22 protein-coding genes are annotated in these 18840 nt (G+C 74.5%); 8 read left to right on the top strand and 14 right to left on the bottom strand.

What is annotated here, in order from left to right; translation table 11 throughout:
• Positions 1-136: 136 nt before the first annotated feature.
• The 9 genes from ACFYPD_RS33345 to ACFYPD_RS33305 form a co-directional block, all read right to left on the bottom strand.
• Positions 137-1150, bottom strand: coding sequence for an ADP-ribosylglycohydrolase family protein (locus tag ACFYPD_RS33345; protein WP_387122541.1), 1014 nt, complete (start codon positions 1148-1150; stop codon positions 137-139).
• A 26-nt stretch (positions 1151-1176) separates the two neighbouring features.
• Positions 1177-1545, bottom strand: coding sequence for a VOC family protein (locus tag ACFYPD_RS33340; RefSeq protein WP_387122538.1), 369 nt, complete (start codon positions 1543-1545; stop codon positions 1177-1179).
• A 36-nt stretch (positions 1546-1581) separates the two neighbouring features.
• A complete protein-coding gene (locus ACFYPD_RS33335) occupies positions 1582-2586 on the bottom strand; it encodes a methionine synthase (protein WP_387122535.1) in 1005 nt (334 codons plus the stop codon).
• Between the two features lie 54 nt (positions 2587-2640).
• The gene (gene mnmA, locus ACFYPD_RS33330; protein WP_387122533.1) at positions 2641-3714 is read right to left on the bottom strand and encodes a tRNA 2-thiouridine(34) synthase MnmA; all 1074 of its coding nucleotides are present in this window, start codon (positions 3712-3714) and stop codon (positions 2641-2643) included.
• Positions 3715-3751: 37 nt separating this feature from the next.
• Entirely contained in the window at positions 3752-4927 is a 1176-nt protein-coding gene (locus ACFYPD_RS33325; RefSeq protein ID WP_387122526.1) for a cysteine desulfurase family protein, read from the bottom strand.
• A gap of 500 nt (positions 4928-5427) precedes the next feature.
• Positions 5428-6387, bottom strand: a complete 960-nt coding sequence (locus ACFYPD_RS33320) for an electron transfer flavoprotein subunit alpha/FixB family protein (protein ID WP_387122523.1) — start codon at positions 6385-6387, stop codon at positions 5428-5430.
• Positions 6388-6398: 11 nt separating this feature from the next.
• Positions 6399-7178, bottom strand: a complete 780-nt coding sequence (locus ACFYPD_RS33315; RefSeq protein ID WP_387122520.1) for an electron transfer flavoprotein subunit beta/FixA family protein — start codon at positions 7176-7178, stop codon at positions 6399-6401.
• Between the two features lie 389 nt (positions 7179-7567).
• Positions 7568-7972 carry a hypothetical protein gene (locus tag ACFYPD_RS33310; RefSeq protein WP_387122519.1) on the bottom strand — a complete coding sequence of 135 codons (405 nt, stop codon included), beginning with the start codon at positions 7970-7972 and terminating at the stop codon, positions 7568-7570.
• Between the two features lie 2 nt (positions 7973-7974).
• A complete protein-coding gene (locus ACFYPD_RS33305) occupies positions 7975-8772 on the bottom strand; it encodes a GNAT family N-acetyltransferase (RefSeq protein ID WP_387122516.1) in 798 nt (265 codons plus the stop codon).
• 141 nt (positions 8773-8913) lie between these two features.
• On the opposite strand from ACFYPD_RS33305, the gene ACFYPD_RS33300 reads away from it, so the two are divergent.
• Genes ACFYPD_RS33300 through ACFYPD_RS33285 form a run of 4 tightly spaced genes read left to right on the top strand, consistent with a single transcriptional unit; the run spans position 8914 to position 11423 of the window.
• Positions 8914-10296: an RNA-guided endonuclease InsQ/TnpB family protein gene (locus ACFYPD_RS33300; protein WP_387122513.1), complete on the top strand. Its 1383-nt coding sequence runs from the start codon at positions 8914-8916 to the stop codon at positions 10294-10296.
• Positions 10297-10304: 8 nt separating this feature from the next.
• Positions 10305-10691 carry a YidH family protein gene (locus tag ACFYPD_RS33295; protein WP_387122511.1) on the top strand — a complete coding sequence of 129 codons (387 nt, stop codon included), beginning with the start codon at positions 10305-10307 and terminating at the stop codon, positions 10689-10691.
• A complete protein-coding gene (locus tag ACFYPD_RS33290) occupies positions 10688-10987 on the top strand; it encodes a DUF202 domain-containing protein (protein WP_387122508.1) in 300 nt (99 codons plus the stop codon). The genes ACFYPD_RS33295 and ACFYPD_RS33290 overlap by 4 nt, the downstream gene beginning before the upstream one ends.
• Positions 10988-11015: 28 nt before the next feature.
• Positions 11016-11423, top strand: a complete 408-nt coding sequence (locus ACFYPD_RS33285) for a PLD nuclease N-terminal domain-containing protein (RefSeq protein WP_262281533.1) — start codon at positions 11016-11018, stop codon at positions 11421-11423.
• 51 nt (positions 11424-11474) lie between these two features.
• On the opposite strand, the gene ACFYPD_RS33280 is transcribed toward ACFYPD_RS33285, so the two are convergent.
• Positions 11475-13097 (bottom strand): acetolactate synthase, encoded by a 1623-nt coding sequence (locus ACFYPD_RS33280; protein ID WP_387122505.1) that lies wholly within the window; start codon positions 13095-13097, stop codon positions 11475-11477.
• 107 nt (positions 13098-13204) lie between these two features.
• Positions 13205-13978, bottom strand: coding sequence for an enoyl-CoA hydratase-related protein (locus ACFYPD_RS33275; RefSeq protein ID WP_387122502.1), 774 nt, complete (start codon positions 13976-13978; stop codon positions 13205-13207).
• 150 nt (positions 13979-14128) lie between these two features.
• On the opposite strand from ACFYPD_RS33275, the gene ACFYPD_RS33270 reads away from it, so the two are divergent.
• Positions 14129-14662, top strand: a complete 534-nt coding sequence (locus ACFYPD_RS33270) for a DUF6232 family protein (RefSeq protein ID WP_387122499.1) — start codon at positions 14129-14131, stop codon at positions 14660-14662.
• On the opposite strand, the gene ACFYPD_RS33265 is transcribed toward ACFYPD_RS33270, so the two are convergent.
• Positions 14608-15039, bottom strand: coding sequence for a nuclear transport factor 2 family protein (locus ACFYPD_RS33265; RefSeq protein WP_387122496.1), 432 nt, complete (start codon positions 15037-15039; stop codon positions 14608-14610). The genes ACFYPD_RS33270 and ACFYPD_RS33265 overlap by 55 nt on opposite strands.
• A 107-nt stretch (positions 15040-15146) precedes the next feature.
• Here ACFYPD_RS33265 and ACFYPD_RS33260 point away from each other — a divergent pair, with 107 nt between their 5' ends.
• Both ACFYPD_RS33260 and ACFYPD_RS33255 read left to right on the top strand, forming a co-directional pair.
• Positions 15147-15629 carry a DUF6232 family protein gene (locus tag ACFYPD_RS33260; RefSeq protein ID WP_387122493.1) on the top strand — a complete coding sequence of 161 codons (483 nt, stop codon included), beginning with the start codon at positions 15147-15149 and terminating at the stop codon, positions 15627-15629.
• Positions 15630-15708: 79 nt separating this feature from the next.
• A complete protein-coding gene (locus ACFYPD_RS33255) occupies positions 15709-16437 on the top strand; it encodes a hypothetical protein (protein WP_387122490.1) in 729 nt (242 codons plus the stop codon).
• 5 nt (positions 16438-16442) lie between these two features.
• Here ACFYPD_RS33255 and ACFYPD_RS33250 read toward each other — a convergent pair whose 3' ends face one another.
• Positions 16443-16895 (bottom strand): rhodanese-like domain-containing protein, encoded by a 453-nt coding sequence (locus tag ACFYPD_RS33250; protein ID WP_387122487.1) that lies wholly within the window; start codon positions 16893-16895, stop codon positions 16443-16445.
• Positions 16896-16966: 71 nt separating this feature from the next.
• Here ACFYPD_RS33250 and ACFYPD_RS33245 point away from each other — a divergent pair, with 71 nt between their 5' ends.
• Positions 16967-17935 carry a helix-turn-helix domain-containing protein gene (locus ACFYPD_RS33245; RefSeq protein WP_387122484.1) on the top strand — a complete coding sequence of 323 codons (969 nt, stop codon included), beginning with the start codon at positions 16967-16969 and terminating at the stop codon, positions 17933-17935.
• 2 nt (positions 17936-17937) lie between these two features.
• Here ACFYPD_RS33245 and ACFYPD_RS33240 read toward each other — a convergent pair whose 3' ends face one another.
• Complete coding sequence (locus ACFYPD_RS33240; protein ID WP_387122481.1) at positions 17938-18837, bottom strand: ribokinase; 900 nt, start codon at positions 18835-18837, stop codon at positions 17938-17940.
• Positions 18838-18840: the final 3 nt, after the last annotated feature.

Raw genomic sequence — 18840 nt, 5'->3', positions numbered from 1 at the left:
CGAACGTCAACACACCCGGCCTCGCCACCAGCACCTCCAGCCCAACCAAGATCAGTTGCACTGAAGCCTAGAAACCGCCCGGCGTGTCGTGGCAACAACTTCATGATCAACGCGGGTGGAGGCGGTGCGGGCCGGGTCAGTCCAGGGTGGTGGTGAGGGCGCGCAGTTGGTCGGCGTACTCGATGCGGGTGGACCAGTCGGCGGGCCAGGCCGACATGCCGTGCGCGGCGCCGACGAAGGCGCCGGCCAGCGCGGCGATCGAGTCCGAGTCACCGGCCGTGGTGGCGCCGCGGGCCAGCGCGCCGACCGGGTCGTCGGCGTGGCGCAGCGCGCAGAGCAGCGCGGTGGCCAGCGCCTCCTCGGCGATCCAGCCCTCGCCGGTGAGCCGACACGGGTCGCCGCCGTCGTCGGGGCGGGCCAGCGCCGCGTCGAGCCGGCCGAGCACCCGCAGGCACTCGTCCCAGCCGCGGGCGATGAACTCCGCCGGAGTCCGCTCGCCCGCGCGCTGCCACAGGTCGCCGAGCCAGTCGCCCCGGTAGACCGTGCGCTGGGCGTGGGCCCGGTCGGTGAGCAGCCCGGGCAGGTCGGGCAGCGCGGCGCCGTCGCGGAGCAGCCGGACCGCGTACGCGGTCAGCTCGCTGGCCGCCAGGCCGGTCGGGTGGCCGTGGGTCAGGCCCGCCTGGAGCTGGGCCAGCCCGGCCAGGGTGTCGAGGTCGACGTCGAGCAGCCCGACCGGGGTGACCCGCATGTTCGCCCCGCAGCCCTTCGAGCCGGCGACCGTCGCCTCCTGCCAGCGGGTGCCCCGGTCCAGCTCGGCGCAGGCGCGCAGGCAGGTCATGCCGGGCGCGCGGTTGTTGTCGGGGCTGACCGCCCAGTCGAGGAACCGCCGCCGCAGCACCGGCTCCACCGCCTCCGCCGTGTGAGCCGGGGCGTCGTGCAGCGCCCAGGCCACCGCGAGCGCCATCTGGGTGTCGTCGGTGACCAGGGCCGGGTCACCGGCCAGCTCCCGCGGGCCGGTCGGGCCGTAGCGGCGGACGATCTCGGCGACGGTGAGGAACTCGGTGGGCTTGCCCAGGGCGTCGCCGTAGGCGAGGCCGAAGAGCGAGCCGGACGCGCGGCGCGGGGCGGAGTCGATCACGCTGGCGATCATGCCCCGCCCGCGCAAGCCCGGCCCGATCAGTCCCAGCAGAGGCAGAACGGGTGGCCGGCCGGGTCGGCGTAGACCCGGAAGCCCTCCCCCTCGCCGGGCAGCCGGCGCGCGCCGAGGGCCAGTGCCGCCTTCTCGGCGACCTCGATGTCGTCGACGGTCACGTCGAGGTGGAACTGCTGCGGCCGCTCCGGGTCGGGCCAGGCGGGGGCGCGCAGGTCGAGCGCCTTCTGGAAGGCGAGACGCGGCTGGTGGCCCGGCGGGCCGCCGAGCACCACCCAGTCGTCGCCGTCGGAGTTGTCCTCGATCAGCGGAAGGCCGAGCAGCTCCGCGTAGAAGCCGGCCAGCGCGCGCGGATCAGGGCAGTCGATCACCACGGAACGCAGCTGTCCAATCATGCCGGTCATCCTGCCCCCGGCCTACGACAGAAAACCTCACTCCTCGGCGAACCGGCGGCCGGCGTCCCGGCAGGCGGCGAGGACCGCCCGTACGTACGCCGGGGTGGCGCCGGCCAGGCCGCAGGCGGGGGTGACCACCACCTGCTCGGCGAGCCGGCGGCGGGGGAAGCCGAGCTGGTCCCAGATCCGGCGGACCCGGTCCGCGACCTGGGCCGACGTCGGCGCGCGGCCGGCCGACGGCGGCAGCGCGGGCGCGGCGCCGGCCAGCAGGCCGAACCCGGCGTCGATGGCCTCGCCGAGCGGGTCCAGGTCGGTGACCAGGTCCAGGTCGAGAGCGACGCCGACGGCCCCGGCGGTGCGGATCAGCTCCAGCGGCACGTCCGGCGCGCAGCAGTGCACCACGGTGGGCACCCCGGCCGCCTCCATCACGCCGCGCAGCAGCGCGCGGGCCACCTCGGACCCGACGGCCCGGTGGGTGCCGAAGCCGCTCTCGGTGGGCACCCGGCCGGCCAGCACCGCGGGCAGCGACGGCTCGTCGAGCTGGAGCAGCACCGAGGCGTGCGGCAGCCGCCGGGCCACCGCCGCCACGTGCCCGCGCAGCCCCTCCCCGAGCGAGCCGGCGAGGTCGCGGACCGCGCCGGGGTCGCGCAGCAGCCGGCCGCCGATCGGCAGCTCCAGCGAGGCGGCCAGGGTGAACGGGCCGGCGGCCTGGATCTTGACCGGGCCGGTGTACTCCTCGGCCTGCTCGGCGAGCTGGTCGAGGTCGCGTTCCATCAGGTCGCGGGCGCGGCGCAGGTCCTTGCCGGGGCGTGGGGCGATCCGCCAGCGGGCCGCGTACAGCTCGACCGGCAGCTCGACGAGGAGCCCGCCGGTGCGGCCGATCAGGTCCGCGCCGGGGCCGCGGGCGGGCAGCTCCGGCAGGTGCGGCAGGTCGGGCAGCTCACCGAGCACGATGCGCTGCGCCTCGGCGACGTCGGTGCCGGGCAACGACCCGATGCCCGTCGCCGTCCCCACTCCCCACGGCCAGGTCGTCTCATTCACCGCCGCAGCCTATCCACCGTCCCGCGCACCGCACGCAGGGATCTCCGGGAGGGCTCAGCCGGTGATGGTGGCCGAGCCGAGCACGACGTCGCCCGCCGGGTCCGGGCGGTACGCGACGATCGCCTGGCCGGCGGCCACCCCGCGGACCGGGCGGCGCAGGTCGGCGTGCAGCCCGTCGGCGTCCAGCGACACGGTCGCCGGCACCACGTCGCCGTGCGCCCGGAGCTGCACCTCGCACTCGATCGGCCCGTCGGGGCGCGCGCCGCCGGTCCAGACCGGGCGGGCGGCCCGGACCTCGGCGACCTCCAGCGCCTCGGCCGGGCCGACGGTGACCGTGTTGGTCTTCGGGGTGATGGAGAGCACGTAGCGCGGGCGGCCGTCCGGGGCGGGCCGGTCCAGGTGCAGGCCGCGCCGCTGCCCGACGGTGTACTGGTAGGCGCCGGAGTGGCTGCCCACCACCGCGCCGCTGAGGGCGTCCACCACCTCGCCGGGGGCCTCGCCGAGCCGCTGGGACAGGAAGCCCCGGGTGTCGCCGTCGGCGATGAAGCAGATGTCGTGCGAGTCCGGCTTGTCGGCCACCGCGAGACCGCGCCGGGCCGCCTCCGCGCGCACCTCCGCCTTGGTCGAGTCGCCGAGCGGGAAGATCGACCGGTCGAGCTGCGCCCGGGTCAGCACCGCGAGGACGTACGACTGGTCCTTCGCCGCGTCGACGCTGCGGCGCAGCAGGCCGTCCGGGCCGAGCCGGGCGTGGTGGCCGGTGACCACCGCGTCGAAGCCCAGGGCCACGGCCCGGTCCAGCACCGCGGCGAACTTAATCTTCTCGTTGCAGCGCAGGCACGGATTCGGGGTACGACCGGCCGCGTACTCCGCGACGAAGTCGTCCACCACGTCCTCATGGAACCGGTCGGCCATGTCCCACACGTAGAACGGGATGCCGAGCACATCGGCGGCGCGGCGGGCGTCCCGGGAGTCCTCCAGGGTGCAGCAGCCCCGGGCGCCGGTGCGATAGGTCTGCGGGTTGCGCGCCAACGCCAGGTGCACACCGGTCACGTCGTGCCCGGCCTCCACCGCGCGCGCCGCCGCCACGGCGGAGTCCACCCCGCCCGACATCGCCGCCAGAACCCTCACCAGCTCACTCCCCTCGTCATCACCGAGGGTATCCGGGTCAGCGGGGGGTACGGAGGGCGGCCGCGCGGCGGGCCCGCTCCACGGCTGCCGGCAGGGCGGCGATCAGCGCGTCGACGTCCGCCCTGGTGCTGGTGTGGCCGAGGGTGAAGCGCAGCGACGAGCGGGCCCGGTCGTCGTCGGCGCCCATCGCCAGCAGCACGTGCGAGGGCTGGGCCACCCCGGCCGAGCAGGCCGAACCGGTCGAGCAGGCGATGCCCTGGGCGTCGAGGAGCAGCAGCAGCGCGTCCCCCTCGCAGCCCGGGAAGGAGAAGTGGGCGTTGCCGGGGAGGCGGTCGGTCGGGTCGCCGTTGAAGACCACCTCGGGGACCGCCTGCCGGACCCGCTCGACCAGGTCGTCGCGGAGCGCGGCGACGCGAGCCGCGTACTCCTGCTGGCCCTTCACCGCGGCCTCGACGGCGACCGCGAAGGCGACGATGCCGGCGGTGTCGAGGGTGCCGGAGCGGACGTCGCGCTCCTGGCCGCCGCCGTGCAGCAGCGGGGTGGCGGCCACGTCGCGGGCCAGCAGCAGCGCGCCGACGCCGGTCGGGCCGCCGAGCTTGTGGCCGGTGACGGTGAGCGCGGCGACGCCGCTGGCGGCGAAGTCGACCGGCACCTGGCCGACCGCCTGGATCGCGTCGGTGTGGAACGGCACCCCGTGCTCGGCGGCGACCGCGGCCAGCTCGGCCACCGGCTGCACCGTGCCCACCTCGTTGTTGGCCCACATGGCGGTGACCACGGCCACCCCGTCTCCGTGCGCGGCCAGTTCGGCGCGGAGCCGCTCCGGGTCGAGCCGGCCGGCGGCGTCGACCGGCAGCCAGCCGACCCCGGCGCCCTCGTGCCCGGCCAGCCAGTCCACGGCGTCCAGCACGGCGTGGTGCTCGACCGCGCTGGACACCACCCGGACCCGCTCGGCCCGGGCGGCGCGGCGGGCCCAGAAGATGCCCTTCACGGCCAGGTTGTCGCTCTCCGTGCCACCCCCGGTGAAGATCACCTCGGACGGGCGGGCGCCGAGCACGGCGGCCACCCGCTCCCGGGACTCCTCCACCCGCCGCCGTGCGCGCCGGCCCGCCGCGTGCAGCGACGACGCGTTGCCCACCTCGCGGGCCGTGGCGACGTACGCCTCGAGTGCCTCGTCGAGCATCGGGGTCGTCGCCGCGTGATCCAGGTATGCCATCACCGCTCAGCCTAACGGCCGACCGGCGTGCCGCCGGATGCCGGACCGCCCGTCCGGTGCGGGCGTTGGGGGCGGGCGGTCCGGACGCTCCGGCCGGCACGGCCCGGACGACCCGGTCAGCCGGCGGGGCGAGGGGCGAGAGAGCCACATCGGACGCACCGCCGTGCCGCGCGCGACCACGCCCGGCCCACACCTCGGCGGCCACCGTTCGCACCCGCGCCCGGCGCATCTCCGGGGCGTTCCGGGGTACTCCAGAAAGTGGCCGATCCCCGGACGATGCGCGGGTCTTCCTTGGGTACCCTGGGCAAGGCGTCGAACAGTTCGGCCACAAGCCCGCCCACTCCGGCGACAGTCTGCCGAGGGGGCACCGTGACGGGCTGATCGGCGGGCCGGCTCAGCTCCCCGGCCCGCCGATCAGCTCCCTTCCACCGCATGGAAGGGCCGCGAACGCCCGCGAGCCGCCGCCCGGATCACCGGACGGCGGCTCGCGTCGTGACGGGTCACTTGCGCTTGCGGATCTCCTCGGCGGCCTGCGGGACGACCTTGAACAGGTCGCCGACCACGCCGAAGTCGGCCAGCTCGAAGATCGGCGCCTCGGCGTCCTTGTTGACCGCGACGATGGTCTTCGACGTCTGCATGCCGGCCCGGTGCTGGATCGCGCCGGAGATGCCCAGCGCGACGTAGAGCTGCGGGGAGACGGTCTTGCCGGTCTGGCCCACCTGGAACTGGTGGGGGTAGAAGCCGGAGTCGACGGCCGCGCGGGACGCGCCGACCGCGCCGCCGAGCAGGTCGGCCAGCTCCTCGACCAGCTTGAAGTTGTCGGCGTTGCCGACGCCGCGACCACCGGAGACGACGACCGACGCCTCGGTGAGCTCCGGACGGGAGCCCTTCTGCTCGGCGACCCGCTCGACGACCTTGGCCAGCTTGTCGGCGTCGGAGACCGACACGGTGAGCTGCTCGACGGCCGGGGTGGCCGCGGCCGGGGCCGGGTTGAGCGAGTTGGGCCGGACGGTGACCAGCGGCAGACCCTTGGTGACCTTGGACTTGACGATGGTGGAACCGGCGAAGGCGACCTGGGTGGCGGTGCCGTCCGCGGCGAGGGCCACCACGTCGGTCAGGATGCCGTTCTCCAGCTTGACGGCCAGGCGGGCGGCGATCTCCTTACCCTCCTGGGAGGAGGCGAGCAGCACGGCGGCCGGCTGCACCCGCCCGACCAACTCGGCCAGCACGGCGGCCTTCGGGGCCACCAGGTAGCCGTCGATCTCCTCGCCCTCGGCGGCGTAGATCTTCTCCGCGCCGTACTCGCCCAGCTTGGCGCTCAGCGCCTCGGCGGCGCCGGCGCCACCGAGCACGACCGCGCTCGGGGTGCCCAGCTCGCGGGCGAGGGTGAGCATCTCCAGGGTGACCTTCTTGACGCCGAATTCCTTGGTGGCTTCGACGACGACGAGAACCTCAGACATGTCCAGACCTCTCACACGAACTTCTCGGTGGCGAGGAACTCGACCAGCTTCACGCCGCCCTCGCCCTCGTCGGTGATCTTCTCGCCGCCGGAGCGCGGCGGGCGCTTGGTGTGCTCGAGCACCGCGCTGGTGGCGCCGTCGAAGCCCACCTCGGCGGGAGCCACGCCGAGGTCACCCAGGGAGAGCGTCTGCACCGGCTTCTTCTTGGCGGCCATGATGCCCTTGAAGGAGGGGTAGCGCGGCTCGTTGATGGTGTCCCAGACGGAGACGACGGCCGGGGTCGAGGCGGTGACCACCTCGTAGCCCTCCTCGGTCTGCCGCTCGACGGTCAGCGTGGCGCCGTCGACGGTGAGCTTGCGCGCGCCGGTCAGGGCGGCCACACCCAGCCGCTCGGCGATCATGTGCGGCATGACCTGGACCCGGCCGTCGGTCGACTCCGCGCCGCAGATGACCAGGTCGGCGTTGAGCTGCCCCAGGGCGGCGGCGAGCACCCTCGAGGTGGTCACGGCGCAGGACCCGTGCAGGGCGTCGTCCACCACGTGCACGGCCTTGTCCGGCCCCATGGAGAGCGCCTTGCGGATCGACTCGGTCGCCCGGTCCGGACCCATGGTCAGGACGGTGACCTCGCCGCCGTGCGCCTCCTTGATCTTCAACGCCTCCTCGATGGCGTACTCGTCCATCTCGTTGATGACGTTGTTCGCCGAACCGCGGTCGACGGTGTTGTCGTCAGGACGCAGGTTGCGGTCCGCGCCCGAATCGGGCACCTGCTTGACGAGTACGACGATGTTCATCGCGCTTCGACGACCCTCCTGTTTGGTGTAGCGATCACTCGCCCGGTCACGGGCGCAGCCTTGCGCGTGACTTAACGTTCGGTCAACCGCGCGGAGCTGTGCAGTTGCCCACGGGCTTATGTTACCCGCAAGTAGCATCCACTCCCCGGGGCCTCAGAGTGACACAGGTCACCGGGGTCCGTCGCGGCAGGTAAGCTCCCGAAACAGGGAGGTGACGGATATGTCGGAAAAGGACGTTTCGACGGGAGCGCGGGACGCGGCGGACGGCCCCCGGACCGTCCGCCGCGCCTGCCGCCGGATGCTCCCGGAGACCTACCGCTGCGCCTGCGGCCGGGTCCGCGACCGCTGCGTCCGGGCCAGCGTGCGGGCGCTCTGGTCGGCCGAGCCGGTCAGGCGGGCTCGGCCAGCGCATGCCTGATCTTGTCGATAACCGCCGCCTCGGCGGGCGCCACACCCCGGTGGGCCTGCGCCACCCGGTCGGCTGCGGCCAGCACCACCGACCGGTACGCCTCGACGTCCCCCGGTGACTTGGTCCGGAGGATCTCCACCGCCCGGCCCAGCGCCGGCAGCACAGCCGCCTCGATCTCCAGCGCCGAGTCCCGCGGCAGCTGCGGCAGCGGGCCGGTGGTGAGCGCCTCCTTGACCACCCCACTGGCGTCCCCGAGGGCCCCGGACGCGGCCATGCTCTCCCGCACCATGGCGAGCATCCCGGGCACCGCGTTGGAGACCAGGAAAACGGCCCCGAAGGCTCCGGTCTTGAGGGTGAGCTGCTCGTCCGCCGTCAACCGCTCCATGATCACGGAGTGTAGACGTACGGGGTGGTCGTGGTGACCGCAACGAGACCGAGCCGCTCCAGGATCGGCCGGCTGTCCGGCGAGCAGTCCACCTGCACCAGGGTCTTGCCGCGCTGCTCGGCCAGCCGCGCCCGGTACGCCACCAGCGCCCGGTAGATGCCCTTGCCCCGCCACTCCGGCAGCGTCGAGCCGCCCCAGAGCGTGGCGAAGCCGGTGCCGCGCAGGTAGCGCACCCAACCGGCGCTGACCACGGTGTCGCCCGCCTCGGCCACCACGATCGTGATGGACTGCGGGTCGGCCTCGATCTCCCGGGCCAGCCCGGTCACCAGGTGGCTCCGGTCCTCCTGCCAGACCGCCTGTTCCATGACGGCGATCCGTTCCAGGTCCTCGCGGCTGGTGACCTCGCGCAGGCGTACCCCCTCGGGCGGCGTCGGGACGGCGGCGGCCAGGGCCGCGACCGGGCCGACCACGACAGTCTCCAGGTCCTCCGGCACGAAACCGGCGGCGCGCAGCCGGTCACCCAGGTCGGCCGGCTCGTCGTGCCCGGTGAGCTTCCACTCGACCGACTCGCCCCGGGCGCGGAAGAACTCGACCTGCCGGGCGATCAACGCGTCCAGCTCGGCGCCGGCCAGCCCGTCCAGGCTGCGGTAGGTGAGGAAACCGCCCCGGTCCAGGTTGAGCACGCGGAACAGCGGGCCGTCCCGGTCGATGGTCACCCCGGCCGGCACCGGGTCCGGAAGCTCCGGGCGGATCTGGGTGTCGTAGGCGTCGCGCAGGCTCCGCGCGTCAAGATCGGTCATCCCTTCAGGCTATTGGCGTGTCCACCAATTTCCGCCGGCCGACCTTCGCGTAAGGAATTGTCGTACGGGTGGTGTTGGGTTCAGTTCGTGCCTCGTCGTCGGGATCCTGCCGCGCCCCGGGTTGTTCACCGCACTGCACGTGTGGCGTTGCGGCTGACGCCGGGGCAGCGACGGCGGTGCTTCGGGCTGCTGCGCTCGGCTAGTGACCTGTGGGCGTGTGTGCTCGAAATCAACGCCTGGCGACGTCGCCGCCACGGTGCACCGCTGGCGGGCTATCAGGAGTTATGCCGGGAACTGGCGGCGTCGGGGCCGGGCACGTTCGGCGACTTGGATACCGCAGGTGCCCGGTCGGTCTTGCGCCGGTTCTCGGATGCCTGGTTCGCGGCGGCGAAACGCCGGCGCAACGGTGACCTGTCGGCGCGCTTCCCGCGCCGCCGACGTGCCCTGACGCCGGTGCGCTGGTATCACGGCACGTTCAACATCGATGGGCGCCGGGTGCGGATCCCGGCGACCAAGGGCAAACCGCCGTTGTATTTGCGCCTGGCGCGGGAGGTGCCGTATCCGCCCGAGCACGTCAGATCGGTCACCCTGCTGAATGAGGGCGGCCGGCTGTTCCTGGACGTGACCGCTGAAGTTCCAGTGGCGGTTTATCCGCCCGGTGAGGGGCCCGACCCTGGCCGGACGGCCGGGGTGGATGTGGGGATCATCCACCCGTACGCGGTCGCCGGCCCGGACGGTGAAGGCCTGTTGGTGTCCGGGCGGGCGATCCGCGCCGAACACCGCATGCACCTCGCCGACACCAAAGCCCGCCGCCGTGCTGTGTCCCGGCGGGCGCCGAAGCCGGGGCAGAAGGGGTCACGCCGGTGGCGCAAGTACCGCCGCCGCGCCCGGCTGGTGGAAGGTCGGCACCGGCGTCGGGTCCGTCAGGCCCAGCACGAAGCCGCCGCCACGGTCGTCGCCTGGGCCGTACGCGAGCGTGTCGGGGTGCTGCACGTCGGTGACCCGCGCGGGGTCCTCGACATCAACGCAGGACGGCGGCACAATCTGCGGCTACGCCAGTGGCAGGTCGGCCGGCTCCTGCAAGTCCTCACCGACAAGGCCACCCTTGCCGGTATTACCGTCCACCAGGTAAATGAGCGCGGCACCTCATCCACCTGCCCCACCTGCCAGCGACGCATCCCGAAACCGCGCGGGCGGGGCCTGTCCTGCGCGCGCTGCCACTTCACCGGGCACCGAGACCTCGTCGCGGCCGCCATCATCGCCACCCGAACCCCGGGCGGCGGACCCACCACCCCGACAGCCATCGTGCTGCCGGAAGTGGTCACGCACCGTCGAGTCGGCCGGCACCTGCCCGGTGCCGGCCAGTCCCGGCGTGATCCCCGGCGCCCCGGCGCGGCGAGAGGATCAGTTGGCCTGCGGAGGCCCGCCCCACCGACCAACAATGGGGAGTCGCTCGCCCACACGGCGAGGATCCACAACCGCTACCGGACAACCGGTGAAAGTTCGTGGAAACCGCACGGATAATCGACGACGTGTGGGAGACGATCAGGCACTGGTTCGACCCGCGCGAGCTGCGGTCGGTCGGCAGCCGGCCGGACTACCGCTTCTCGCTGGCCAACGAGCGGACCTTCCTGGCCTGGCTGCGCACCGGGCTGGCGCTGATCGCCGGCGGGCTGGCCGCCGCGCAGTTCCTCCCCAGGCTCCCCCTGGCCCACCTGCGCGAGGTGATCGCCGTCGCGCTGCTGCTGCTCGGCGCCACGGTCGCGGTCCGGGCGGTGGACCACTGGGCCCGCACCGAGCGGGCCATCCGGCTGGGCGAGGAGCTGCCCGCGTCCCGCTTCCCGGCCGTCCTGGCCCTGGTGGTCGCGCTCGGCGCGCTGCTGCTGGTGGTCGCCGTGCTGGTCCGGGGCCTCGGGTGAGCCGGGACCCGGGGCTGCAACCGGAACGCACCCGGCTGGCCTGGCGGCGGACGCTGCTCGCGGTCACCGCGATCCTGGTGCTGGAACTCCGGCTGGCGTTCACCGGGCGGACGTTCGATGCGCTGCTGGCCGGGCTGGCGGTGGTCACCTGGCTGGGCGTCCTGCTGGTCGACTGGCGCCGGGCCACCGGCGCCGGGCCGCGGAGGCCGGAGCGCTGGTCGATCCCGCTGACCGCGCTGGCCGCGGCCGGGCTGGCGCTCCTGGGCGTGTTGCACGTGCTGCGCGGGCTGCGCTGAGCGTCCCCGGTGCGCCATGATGTCCGGCATGGTTCGCCTCTACGGGCTGCTCTTCCTGGCCCAGCTCGTGCTCGCCGTCTGTGCGCTGATCAGCTGCCTCTCCGCCGAGGAGGGCGAGATCCGCGCGCTGCCCCGGGTCGCCTGGGTGCTGATCATCCTGTTCTTCCCGCTGGTCGGCTCCATCGCCTGGTTCGTCGCCGGTCGGGAGACCGGCGCGCGGCGGACGCGGACCGCCTGGCCGATGGGGAACGGCTTCTCCGAGCAGCACCGCCCCCGGCCGGTCGCGCCGGACGACGACCCCGAGTTCCTCTCCTCGCTCGCCGAGCGCAAGCGGGCCGACGACCAGGAACGCCTCCGCCGCTGGGAGGAGGACCTGCGCCGGCGTGAGGAGGAGCTGCGCCGCGGGCAGGACGACCGGGACCGGCCGGAGGTCTGAGCGCCGCCACGGGCGGCGGTCACCCGGGCGACGGCGGTCGCGGCGTCGAGGTCAGGCCAGGTTCGACGAGCGGGGGTACGCGTCGGCCGGGTCGGTCAGCACGTTGACCAGGTACGGCACGCCGGCGTCGAATGCGCGGGCCAGGGCGGGGGCGAGGTCGGCGGCCTTCTCCACCGTCTCGCCCGCGCCGCCGAGCGCCTCGACCACCGTGTCGTAGCGCAGCCCGGGCTGGAGGTCGGCGGCCACGTCGTAGCCGTACATGGCCCGCATCGGGTGCTTCTCCAGGCCCCAGATGCCGTTGTTGCCGACCACCATCACGACCGGGAGTTGCTGGCGGGCCAGGGACTCCACGTCCATTAGCGAGAAGCCGGCCGCGCCGTCGCCCATCAGCACGCAGATCTGCCGGTCGGGGTGGCTGACCCGGGCGCCCATGGCATAACCCATCCCGGTGCCCAGGCAGCCGTACGGGCCGGGGTCGAGCCAGGTGCCGGGCTGGGCGGGTTCCAGGTACTTCCCGGCGTACGAGACGAAGTCGCCGCCGTCGCCGATGGTGATCGCGTCGGGGGCGAGCACCTTGCGCAGCTCGCCGTAGACGCGGGCCGGGCGGATCGGGTCGGTCTCGGCGGCCATCTCCTCGGCGTCGCGCGCCTTCGCGGCGTCCTCGGCGGTGCGCAGCTGGGCGATCCAGTCGGCGTGGTCGGCCCGGTCGCCGGGGTGCTCGGCGAACCCGGTGAGGATCAGCCGCAGGTCACCGGCGGGGGCGGCGGCCGGCTGGATGTGCCCGGCGCGCTGGCTGGGCGCGTCCACCACGTGCACCACCCGCGCCTCGCCGAAGTCGCCGAAGCCGAGCCGGAAGTCGAGCGGGGTGCCGACCACCACGACCACGTCGGCGTTCCTCAGGGCGACGCGGCGGGCCTTGGCGAAGGCGAGCGGGTGCTCCGGCGGCAGCGCGCCGCGGCCCATGCCGTTGGCGAAGACGGGCGCCTGGAGGGACTCGGCGGCGGCCCGCAGCGCCTCGACGGCGTCGCCCGCGTACACGTCGGAGCCGGCGATGATCACCGGCCGGGACGCGGCGGCGATCAGGGCGGCGGCCTTCGCGACCTCGTCCGGGTCGGCCTCGATCGGGGCGGGCGGGGTGACGGCGGGCAGGTCGGCGTCGCCGACGGAGAAGACCGCCTCCAGGGGGAAGTCGAGGAAGGCCGGGCCGCGGTGCGGGGTGAGCGCGGCGGTGAGGGCCGCGGTGACCGCGCGCGGGATGTCGTCGGCGCTGAAGACGGTCTCGGCGTGCTTGGTGACCGGGGCGACGAGCGGCAGGTGGTCCATCTCCTGGAGGCTGCCGGAGCCCCAGCGGAACTGCGGGGCCCGCCCGCCGAGCACCAGCACCGGCGAGGCGTTGAAGAAGGCGCTGGTCAGGCCGGAGACGCCGTTGGTGACGCCGGGGCCGGCGGTGAGCACGGCCAGGCCGGGGCGGCGTTGGAGCTTCGCCACCGCCTCGGCGGCGAAGACGGCGGACTGCTCGTGCCGGACGTCGTAGATCGGGAAGCCGGTCCGGTGGGCGGCGTCGTAGAGCGGGAAGACGTGCCCGCCGGAGAGGGTGAACATCTCCCGTACGCCGTGCGCGCGCAGCGCCGCGATGGCCAGCTCGCCGCCGTGCCCCTCGACCCGTTCCGTCATCGCCACTTCCCTTCGTCATGACCGGAGTCACACGCTACTGGCCGGTAAGCGAGATGTGAACCATTCTCGGGTCGGCGGCGGGTGGGCCGCCGACCAGAGCCGGCGGTTCAGCGGCCGGTGAAGCCCGGCTTGCGCTTCGCGACGAACGCGGCCATGCCCTCGCGCCGGTCGTCGGTGGCGAACAGCGCCGCGAAGAGCTGGCTCTCCCAGGCCAGGCCGGAGTTGAGGTCCATGTCCAGGCCGCCGTCGACGGCCAGCTTGGCCGCCCGCAGCGCCTGCACCGGGCCGGTCAGGTACGGCTTCACGTAGGCGACCGCGGCCTCGTAGACCTCGGCGGCCGGGACCACCTTGTCGGCCAGGCCGATCCGCAGCGCCTCCTCGGCGTCGACCATCCGGCCCGTCATGATCAGATCCTTGGCGCGGGCCGGGCCGACCAGGCGGGCCAGCCGCTGGGTGCCGCCGGCACCCGGGATGATGCCGAGCTTGATCTCCGGCTGGCCGAGCTTGGCGTCCTCGGCCACGATCCGCCAGTCACAGGCCAGGGCCAGCTCGCAGCCGCCACCCAGGGCGTACCCGGTGATCGCGGCGACCACCGGCTTGGGGATCCGGGCGATCGCGCCCAGGGCGCTGGACAGGTCGGCGGCGCGGTCGGCCATGTCCACGTAGGACATGTCGGCCATCTCCTTGATGTCCGCGCCGGCCGCGAAGACCTTCTCGCCGCCGTACACGATGACCGCGCGGACGTCGGCGTCGGCGGTGGCCGCCGTGGCGGCGGCGCGCAACTCCTCCTGCACCTGGGTGTTGAGCGCGTTCATCGGCGGCCGCTCCAGCCGGATGGTGCCGATGCCGTCCTTCACTTCCAGCCTGACGAACTCGCCCACGCTGCCCTCACTTCCTCGTCGAAGTCGCGTGCCAACCTTACGACCAGGGTCGTTGGGGTAGACAGTGTGGTGTCGACGGCTCCAGGTCGCAGCGCGGCGTCAGACGCGCCGAGCTGGAGTTGTCGCAGCCCCTGCACCGGGAGTGAGGCCATGATCACCTACTTCGACGACAAGTCGGTCCAGGTCACCTCCACCGTCGTCCGGGTGGACGGGCGCAGCTATCCCCTCGCCGAGCTGAGCATGGTGTGGCACCGGCGGGGCGACCGCTCCTGGCGGGTCCTCGCCGGCCGGGGCGCGATCGGGGCAGCCCTCGCCGGCCCGCTGGTGGCCGCCGTGCTCGGCATCGGGCTGGCGGTCTGGCTGCACCGCTCCGCCGTGGTCACGATCGCCATCGTCGGGGCGTCCGTGCTGGTCGGCCTCGGCATCGGTCCGCTCGCCGACGTGCTCTTCGAGCACCTCGACCGCTCCTACGCCCGGGGCAGTCGCGAGCTGGAGATGTGGGCGCGCTGGCGGGGCCGGCCGGTGCGGCTGCTGCACACCGGCGACGCGCTGCGCTTCGGCCAGATCTACCGTGCGGTGCAGCGGGCCATGGAGAGCGCGCCCGCCGGTCAGCGGGCTCAGCGCGCCGGTCAGAAGGCGATCGGCACGTCGGGCAGCAGCCCGAGGCCGCGCAGCAGGCCGTAGGTGTCCTGCTCGCCCCAGAACTGGACGATCCGGCCGCCGGCCAGCCGGTACATCTTGCACGCGCTCTGCACCGTGGTGGCCCCGGTGGCGTCCCGCCGGTAGGTCTGCGCCATCGAGACCACCACCCGGTCCCCGGCCGCGAAGATCTCCAGAATCTCCTGGTCGAGCACGGTCAACCCGGGCGAGGAGACGGCCGCCTCCGGGTAGCGCCGCCCGCGCACCGCCATGCCGGAGCCGTAGATCTCCACGTCCTCGGCGACCACCTCGGCCAGTTCGGCCAGGTCCTTGGTGACGAAGGTCCGCAGATAGCGCCGGACCACCTCGACGTTGCGCTCCTGCTCGGTGCCGGCCGCCCCGGCCCCGTCCCGGTCCACCATGCCCGGGACGGTACCCCGGCGGCCCACACCCGCGCCGCCCTCGGCGGCCGGTTCGCGTCGCGCGGTCGGCACCGTCCCCACTGGACCGCGGGTGGTTAGGCTGAGTGATGACCCTCTATTACCGGGACGACGCGGTACAGGTCACCTCCGAGGCCATCCACGCCGGCGGGCACGTCGTCGCGCTCGCCGACATCACGTACGTCTGGCACGCCCGCGGCGCGACCACCCTGGCGGTCCGGGGCCGGGTCCTGGGGCGCGGGGTGCTGGTCCTGCTGCTCTCGCTGCCGCCGCTCGTGGCGCTGGTCTGCGTGCTCTCGCTCGCCTGGGCCGCGCAGGACCGGGGCGACTGGAAGCTGGCGCTGGTCATCCTGGCCGCGTTCGTGGTGGTCGGGCTGGCCCTGACCCCGTTCCTGGAGGTGCCGCTCAGCTGGCTGGACCGCTCCTACGAGCGGGGCAACCGGGTGCACGAGCTGTGGGTGCAGCACCACGGGCGGGAGATCCTGCTGCTGCGCACGCCGGACGCGCTCCGGTTCGGGCAGATCTACCGGGCCGTGCAGCGCGCCGTCGAGCAGCAGGGCGACCGCCGCTGACCGACCGGCGCGCGGGTGTGACGGTGGCCGCCCCGCCGCCACCCGGCGGGCCTGGCCGGCGGCACGCACACTGGGTGGCATGGCGATTCCCCTCCCCCGTCCCGGCGCCGTCGTCGGGCTCACCCGTTCCGCCCTGGACCAGGCGCTCGGCTCGGCCGCCGCGTTCGCCGCCGTGCCGGCCCGCGCCTTCGCGGTGCTCGACGAGGTGGAGACGCTGCTGCGGCGGATCAACGGGGTGGTCGACCGGATCGAGGGCACCCTGGACCGCACCGACCGCGTGCTCGACGACGCCGAGGCGGCGGTCCGGGAGGTCGCCGTGATCAGTGCCGCCGCCACCGAGGCGATCGACACCGCCACGGGCGTGGCCACGGCCGCCGCCTCGGTGGTGGGCGAGGCCGACCGGGTGGCCCGGGCGGCGGCCACCCTGGTCGCCGAGGCCGACGCGGTGGCCGCCCGGGCCGCCGGCACGGTGGTCGCCGCCGAGGAGGCGGCCGGCACGGCGGCCGAGCTGCTGGACGCGTACGGGCCGGCGCTGCGCCGGGCCGCGCCGCTGGCGACCCGGTTCGTCGAACAGCTGAGCCCGGAGGAGGTGACCGCGGCGATCCGGCTGGTCGACGAGCTGCCGAAGCTCAAGGAGCACCTGACCTCGGACGTGCTGCCGATCCTGGCCACCCTGGACCGGGTCGGCCCGGACCTGCACGACCTGCTGGGGGTCACCCGCGACCTCAAGCTGGCGGTGGCCGGCATCCCCGGGCTCGGCATGCTGCGCCGCCGGGGCGAACGCCTGGCCGACGAGCCGGTCGACTGAGCCGGTCAGCAGTCGCAGACGGCGGCGGACCGGGGCGCGGTCAGCTCGTCCACCCGCCGGCGCACCGTGCCGCTCGGGGTGACCACCGGCAGCCCTTCCCGCGCCCAGTACTCGAAGCCGCCGACCATCTCCTTCACCGGCCGGCCGAGCCGGGCGAACTCCAGCGCGGCCCGGGTGGCGCCGTTGCAGCCCGGTCCCCAGCAGTACGTCACCACCGTCGACCCGGCCGGGACGAGGTCGGCGGCCCGGGCGGCGATCTCGGCGGTGGGCAGGTGCAGGGCGCCCGGCAGGTGGCCCTGCCGCCAGGCGGCGTCGCCGCGGGAGTCGACCACGACCAGCCCGGGCGTGCCCGCCTCCAGCGCGGCGTGCACGTCGCTGACGTCGGTCTCGAAGCTGAGGCGGGCGCGGAAGTGGGCGGCGGCGGTCGCCGGGTCGGCCGGCGGCACGGAAAAGGTCATACGCCGATCCTGCGGCCCGTCGTGCCGCCTCCGGGAGTGGCGTGATCGCCACCCTTCGCTAACATCCCGCCATGACCTCGATCGACCGGACCGTGGCGGTGCTCGCGTACCCGGGGATGTCGGTCTTCGAGACCGGCATCGTGACCGAGGTGTTCGGGCTGCCCCGGCCCGAGCTGGAGGTCGACTGGTACCGGCTCACCGTCTGCGCGGAGCGTCCCGGGCCGGTGCCGGTCGTCGGCGGGGCCGCCCTGCACACCCCGTACGGCCTGGAGACCCTCGCCGGGGCCGGCACGGTGATCCTGCCCGGGGTCCCGGACGTGACCGTCGACCCGTCGCCGGAACTGGTGGCCGCGCTGCGCCGGGCGCACCGCCGGGGCGCCCGGCTCATGTCGATCTGCTCCGGCGCCTTCGCGCTGGCCGGCGCCGGCCTGCTCGACGGCCGGCGGGCCACCACCCACTGGCGGTACGCCGACCTGCTGGCCCGCCGCCACCCGACCGTCACGGTCGACCCCGACGTGCTCTATCTGGACGACGGCGACATCCTCACCAGCGCGGGCAGCGCCGCCGGGCTGGACCTCTGCGTGCACGTGGTCCGGCGCGACTTCGGCGCGGCGGTGGCGAACGCGGTGGCCCGCCGGCTGGTGATCCCGCCGCACCGCGACGGCGGGCAGGCCCAGTTCATCGAGGCGCCGGTGAGCGTCGACCCGGACGACGACCGGATCGCCGCGAGCCTGGCCTGGGCGGTCCGCCACCTGGCCGAGCCGCTGACCGTGGCGGCGCTGGCCCGGCAGGCGCACCTGTCGACCCGCAGCTACCTGCGCCACTTCGCCCGGGCCACCGGGAGCAGCCCGATCCGCTGGCTGATCGACCAGCGGGTGCGAGCCAGCCTGGCCCTGCTGGAGACCACCGACGCCCCGGTGGCCGAGATCGCGGCGGCGGTGGGCTTCGACAGCCCGGTGACCTACCGGCACCACTTCGGCCGGGCCATGCGGACCTCGCCGTCGGCCTACCGGCGGGCGTTCCGGGCGGCTGCCGCCTGAGGTCAGACCGGCCGGCTGAACAGCTCGTCGATCTCCACCCGGCGGGGCAGCGCCACCGAGGCGCCCAGCTTGCGGACGCAGGCCGCCCCGGCCGCCGCCGCCCAGTGCACCGCCTCGACCAGCTCGCGCCCCTCGCCCCAGGCCACCGCCAGGGCGGCCGTGAAGGCGTCGCCGGCGGCGGTGGAGTCGACCACGTCGACCTTCACGGCCGGGACGTGCACCGCCGGCCGGTCGCGCTCGACGTACCAGGCGCCGTCGCCGCCCAGGGTGAGTACCGCCCGGGGCACCAGTTCCAGCAGCGCCGCCGGCTCGTCGCAGCCCCGGCCGGTGAGCGCCTGCGCCTCGGTCTCGTTGACCACCAGCAGGTCGGTCGCGGCGAGCAGCTCGGCCGGCACCGGCCGGGCCGGCGCCGCGTTGAGCACCACCCGGGTGCCCGCCGACCGGGCCGCCAGCGCCGCCGCGGTCACCGTCTCGACCGGCACCTCCAGCTGCGCGACCAGCACGTCCGCCTCGCGTACGGCGGCCAGCTCGTCCTCGGTGAGGCCGGTGAACGCGTCGTTGGCGCCGGGGGTGACCAGGATGGCGTTCTCCCCGGCGCCGCCGACCATGACCAGGGCGACGCCGGAGGGGCCGTACACCACTCGGAGGTGGCCGGTGTCGACGCCGGCAGCGGTGATCCGGGCCTTGAGGGTGACCCCGAAGGCGTCCGAGCCGATCGCGCCGAGGAAGACGCAGGAGGCGCCGGCGCGCACGGCGGCGACGGCCTGGTTGGCCCCCTTGCCGCCGGGCAGCATGACGAAGTCGCTGCCGAGCACCGTCTCCCACGGCCGGGGCAGGGCGGCGGCGGTGCCGACCAGGTCCATGTTCGCGCTGCCCACCACGGCGACCCGGGTCTGCTGCACAGT

Origin of the sequence: Micromonospora sp. NPDC005299 (assembly GCF_042872345.1) — a bacterium.
Taxonomy (GTDB): Bacteria; Actinomycetota; Actinomycetes; order Mycobacteriales; family Micromonosporaceae; genus Micromonospora.
Note: the sequence above shows the minus strand (reverse complement) of the source record. Positions and strands in the feature narration are given on the sequence as shown.

Bases quoted from the DNA above. Each gene is read 5' to 3' on its own strand.
- ACFYPD_RS33310 (WP_387122519.1), bottom strand. From the start codon at position 7,972: ATGGAGCGGTTGACGGCGGACGAGCAGCTCACCCTCAAGACCGGAGCC.
- ACFYPD_RS33285 (WP_262281533.1), top strand. From the start codon at position 11,016: ATGGTTCGCCTCTACGGGCTGCTCTTCCTGGCCCAGCTCGTGCTCGCC.
- ACFYPD_RS33320 (WP_387122523.1), bottom strand. From the start codon at position 6,387: ATGTCTGAGGTTCTCGTCGTCGTCGAAGCCACCAAGGAATTCGGCGTC.
- ACFYPD_RS33305 (WP_387122516.1), bottom strand. From the start codon at position 8,772: ATGACCGATCTTGACGCGCGGAGCCTGCGCGACGCCTACGACACCCAG.
- ACFYPD_RS33345 (WP_387122541.1), bottom strand. From the start codon at position 1,150: ATGATCGCCAGCGTGATCGACTCCGCCCCGCGCCGCGCGTCCGGCTCG.
- ACFYPD_RS33255 (WP_387122490.1), top strand. From the start codon at position 15,709: ATGGCGATTCCCCTCCCCCGTCCCGGCGCCGTCGTCGGGCTCACCCGT.
- ACFYPD_RS33265 (WP_387122496.1), bottom strand. From the start codon at position 15,039: ATGGTGGACCGGGACGGGGCCGGGGCGGCCGGCACCGAGCAGGAGCGC.
- ACFYPD_RS33325 (WP_387122526.1), bottom strand. From the start codon at position 4,927: ATGGCATACCTGGATCACGCGGCGACGACCCCGATGCTCGACGAGGCA.
- ACFYPD_RS33280 (WP_387122505.1), bottom strand. From the start codon at position 13,097: ATGACGGAACGGGTCGAGGGGCACGGCGGCGAGCTGGCCATCGCGGCG.
- ACFYPD_RS33260 (WP_387122493.1), top strand. From the start codon at position 15,147: ATGACCCTCTATTACCGGGACGACGCGGTACAGGTCACCTCCGAGGCC.
- ACFYPD_RS33315 (WP_387122520.1), bottom strand. From the start codon at position 7,178: ATGAACATCGTCGTACTCGTCAAGCAGGTGCCCGATTCGGGCGCGGAC.
- ACFYPD_RS33270 (WP_387122499.1), top strand. From the start codon at position 14,129: ATGATCACCTACTTCGACGACAAGTCGGTCCAGGTCACCTCCACCGTC.
- ACFYPD_RS33250 (WP_387122487.1), bottom strand. From the start codon at position 16,895: ATGACCTTTTCCGTGCCGCCGGCCGACCCGGCGACCGCCGCCGCCCAC.
- ACFYPD_RS33245 (WP_387122484.1), top strand. From the start codon at position 16,967: ATGACCTCGATCGACCGGACCGTGGCGGTGCTCGCGTACCCGGGGATG.
- ACFYPD_RS33340 (WP_387122538.1), bottom strand. From the start codon at position 1,545: ATGATTGGACAGCTGCGTTCCGTGGTGATCGACTGCCCTGATCCGCGC.